The organism is Mesorhizobium sp. M4A.F.Ca.ET.050.02.1.1 (genome assembly GCF_003997725.1).
Lineage (GTDB): Bacteria > Pseudomonadota > Alphaproteobacteria > Rhizobiales > Rhizobiaceae > Mesorhizobium.
Map to the genome: position 1 here is coordinate 1 of NZ_RZSG01000568.1, position 3922 is coordinate 3922.

Genomic DNA, 3922 nt, shown 5'->3' on the forward strand with positions numbered 1-3922 from the left:
GCAGACTAGCCACTGAGCAAACCCGCCTGTTTGTTCGGACGCCGCGGCCTTATCGTCGGGTCGCACGAAAAGTTTCAACCGCACAACCGCTTTCGCTTTGCCGCGCGCTTGCTAAAGGTGGAGCGAAGAATGCCGCCGGGCAGAATCTGCCGGGCAGGGGCGAGCTCGGACGGAACTTCTGCCAATGACATGGACTGGCGCGGCGGCACTTTTGATCCTCATCCTGACCTATGCCGGTGTCGCCGTCGGCCGCTTTCCGGGCCTGCGCCTCGACCGCGCCGGCATCGCGCTGCTCGGTGGCGCGGCCATGATCGCCGTCGGCGCGATCAGCATGGAGGACGCCTACCGCGCCATAAATTTCGACACCATCACGCTGCTGCTCGGCATGATGATCGTGGTCGCGCATCTGAAGGTCTCGGGTGCCTTTCGCGCGCTCGGCGGCTTCGCCATCGAGCATGCGCACGCGCCGTTCATGCTCCTGGTCATGGTGACGCTGCTGACCGGCGTCCTCTCGGCCTTCCTGGTCAATGACGCAATCTGCCTGGTGATGGCGCCGATCGTCGTCCACGTCACGCGCGTCATCAACCGCAACCCGGTTCCCTATCTGATTGCCACCTGCACCGCCTCCAATTGCGGCAGTGTCGCCACCATCACCGGCAACCCACAGAACATGGTGATCGGCGCGCTGTCCGGCATTTCCTATCCGGCCTTTTCGGCCGCGCTCGCGCCGGTGGCGCTGTTCGGTCTTCTCGCCGTTATCGTCATCTTGCGCATCGTCTACCGCGCCGAATTCTCCCGCACCGTGGAGCTCAGTCCCGAAGTCTATCGCGGCCGCATGCTGCCGGGACAGGTACTGAAGGCGGTAGTCGTCTGCGTCGTGCTGGCGGTCGCGTTCTTCGCCGGCGTTGCCGTTGCCAAGGCGGCGCTGATTGCCGGCGCCTTCCTGCTCGTCACCCGCGCGATCAAGCCGCATCGCATCTATCGCGAGATCGACGGCCCGTTGCTGTTCATGTTCGCCGGCCTGTTCGTGGTGGTGGCCGGCGCCGAAAAGACGCTGCTGACGCCCGATATGATCGCCTGGGCGAAAAACATCGGGCTCGACGATGTCTGGCGGCTCTCCGGCTTCACCGCCGTGCTCTCCAACGTCATGAGCAACGTGCCGGCGGTGCTGGCGCTGAGGCCCTTCATTCCCGGCCTCGAGAACCCCGAGCGCGCCTGGCTGGTGGTCGCGATGAGCTCCACGCTCGCCGGCAATTTCACGCTGCTCGGTTCCGTTGCCAACCTGATCGTTGCCGAACAGGCGAAGGCGGCGGGCAAGGAGCTTTCCTTCTCCGCCTTCTTCGAGGTCGGCCTGCCGCTGACCCTGGTCACGCTTTTCGCCGGCACGGCCTGGCTGGCTTTCACCTCCTGATCTCCAAGTTTTCAGCCCGCGACAAAATTTGTCGCGGGCTTTGTCGAATCGATTGCGCAAACGTTTCGATGGCTCTATGGTTTCTAAGAAATCCGCCGAAGAGCGGTTGGGAAACGCATACAAGGGAGGAGCGCTTGCGGGCACTCCATACGCATGCCGACAATGGCTGAGGTCGCGCGCCGCGCCGGCGTCTCGGTTTCGACAGTCTCACACGTCGTCAACGGCACCCGCTTCGTCTCGCCCGAGAAGGCCAGGCTGATCAACGATGCCATTGCCACGATGGGTTACCAGCCCAACGAGTTGGCACGCGCGCTGAAGGCGTCCACCACCAATAGCGTCGGGCTCGCCATCTCGGCGATCTCCAATCCCTATTTCACCGACATCATCTGCGCGGTCGAGGCCGAATGTGCGCGGCTCGGCCTGATGGTGTTTCTGTCCGACACGCAGGAAGACCCGGACCGCGAGCTTCAGGTGGTGCGCGCCTTCCACCAGCGCCGCGTCGACGGCGTGATCCTGGCGCCGTCGGGCTCGCCGGAGCGCGCGATCGACTATCTTACCGAGAAGAAGCTGCCCTGCGTGCTGATCGACCGGTTCGCTGACGACCGCTTCGACCAGATCGGTGTCGAGAACGACACGGCGATGCATGCCCTCATCGACCATGTCGCTTCCTTCGGCCACAAGCGCATCGGCTACATTGCCGGCCAGCCGGGGCTGGCCACCACGCGTGAGCGCATCGAGGCGTTCCGCGCCTCGCTCGCCGGCAATGGACTTGAGTGCCTGCCGCACTATGTCTCGCCGGAGAATGTCGACACGGCGAGCGCCACGGCATCGACGCATGCGATCCTGTCGCTGGCCACGCCGCCCACCGCATTGGTCACCGGCAACAACATGACGACGATCGGGGCAGTCCGCGCCATCCGCGAGAAGGGTCTTTCGATCCCCGGCGATCTGTCGCTGGCGGGCTTCGACGATTTCGAATGGGCCGACTGCTTCGAGCCGCGTCTGACGCTGGTCGAGCAGCCCTGCACCGAGATCGGCCGCCAGGCGGCGGCGCTGCTCAGCGAGCGCATCGCCTCCAGCCACGCAGCGCCGCGTGCCGTGCGGCTGCAGGCAAGGCTGCAGGCACGCCAGTCCTGCGCGAGGCCAACCCACATGAGGCCGGCATGAGCGCGCCGCTGCTTTCGGTCACAGGTGCGGTGAAACGCTTCGGCGGCGTGCAGGCGCTGCGCGGCGTCGACTTCGATCTCAAGCCGGGCGAGATCCACGCGCTGCTCGGCGAGAACGGCGCCGGCAAATCGACGCTGATGAATCTTCTGTCGGGCGTCTACTCGCCGGACGAGGGCGAAATCCAGATCGACGGCAAGCCGGTCACCTTCAACAACCCGCGCGAGGCGCAGGCCGCCGGCATCGCCACCATCTTCCAGGAACTCGACCTCGTGCCCTCGCTCGATGTCGCGGCGAACCTCTTCCTCGGGCGCGAATTGATGCGACCGGGCGGCCTGCTCGACGTGCCGGCGATGCGCCGCGAGGCGAAGCGGCGGCTGGAAGCGATCGAACTCGCCATCGACCCCGCGCGCCTTGTCGCCGACCTCTCTATCGGCCAGCGCCAGGTGGTGGCGATCGTCAAGGCGCTGTCCTATGCGTCCCGCGTGCTGATCATGGACGAGCCGACGGCGGCACTCACCGTCGGAGAGGTCGAGCGTCTGTTCGACATCATGAGGAAGCTCGCCGCGACCGGCGTCGGCATCGTCTACATCTCGCACCGTCTGGAGGAAGTCCCTGATATCGCCGACCGCGTGACGGTGATGCGCGACGGCCGCGTCGCCGGCGTCACCGAGCCGCACGCGCCGCAGGCCGAGTTGGTGCGGCTCCTGGTCGGGCGCTCGCTGGATGAACTCTACCCCGCACGCGCCAGAAGCGCCGGCAAGACGTTGCTCCGCCTCAAGGATGCCAGCTTCAGGCTCGCCCGGGAAAGCGCCGGCTGGCAGCCGCCGAGCGGCATTTCGCTCGAGGTCAGGGAGGGCGAGATCGTCGGCCTGGCCGGCATCATGGGAGCAGGGCGCACCGAACTGCTTTCCGCGCTCTACGGCACCGGTCTCGCCGGCCGCTGGCAGGGCGAGGTCGCAGTCGACGGCAGGCCCGTGAAACTCGACTCCATCGACGCGGCGCGCAAGGCCGGCATCGCCTTCGTCACCGACGACCGGCGCGGCAGCGGCCTGATGCTGAGAATGGCTGTCGGCCTCAACCTGGTCATGTCCGTGATCCGCCGCATCTCGCCGGCCGGCCTGATGTCGCCGCGCCGCCAGGCGGAAGCGGTGAGACAGTCCTTCGGCCAGTTCGACATCCGTCCGAAGAACCCGGACATATCCGTCGGCGCGCTGTCCGGCGGCAACCAGCAGAAGGTGGTGCTGGCCAAGGAAATTCTCGGCAACCCGCGGCTCTTGCTCCTCGACGAGCCGACCCGCGGCGTCGATGTCGGCGCCAAGGGCGAAATCTATGCGCGGCTGAGAG

Annotated in this window: 3 protein-coding genes; all 3 read left to right on the plus strand. The window is 66.2% G+C overall.

What is annotated here, in order from left to right; translation table 11 throughout:
• The first annotated feature begins 184 nt into the window (after nt 1–184).
• A complete protein-coding gene (locus EOA33_RS27015; RefSeq protein ID WP_126055191.1) occupies nt 185–1411 on the plus strand; it encodes an anion transporter in 1227 nt (408 codons plus the stop codon).
• Between the two features lie 162 nt (nt 1412–1573).
• A complete protein-coding gene (locus EOA33_RS27020; RefSeq protein WP_245482446.1) occupies nt 1574–2578 on the plus strand; it encodes a LacI family DNA-binding transcriptional regulator in 1005 nt (334 codons plus the stop codon).
• On the plus strand, nt 2575–3922 hold a 1348-nt coding region (locus EOA33_RS27025), incomplete at its 3' end, for a sugar ABC transporter ATP-binding protein (protein WP_145989300.1). The genes EOA33_RS27020 and EOA33_RS27025, both read left to right, overlap by 4 nt.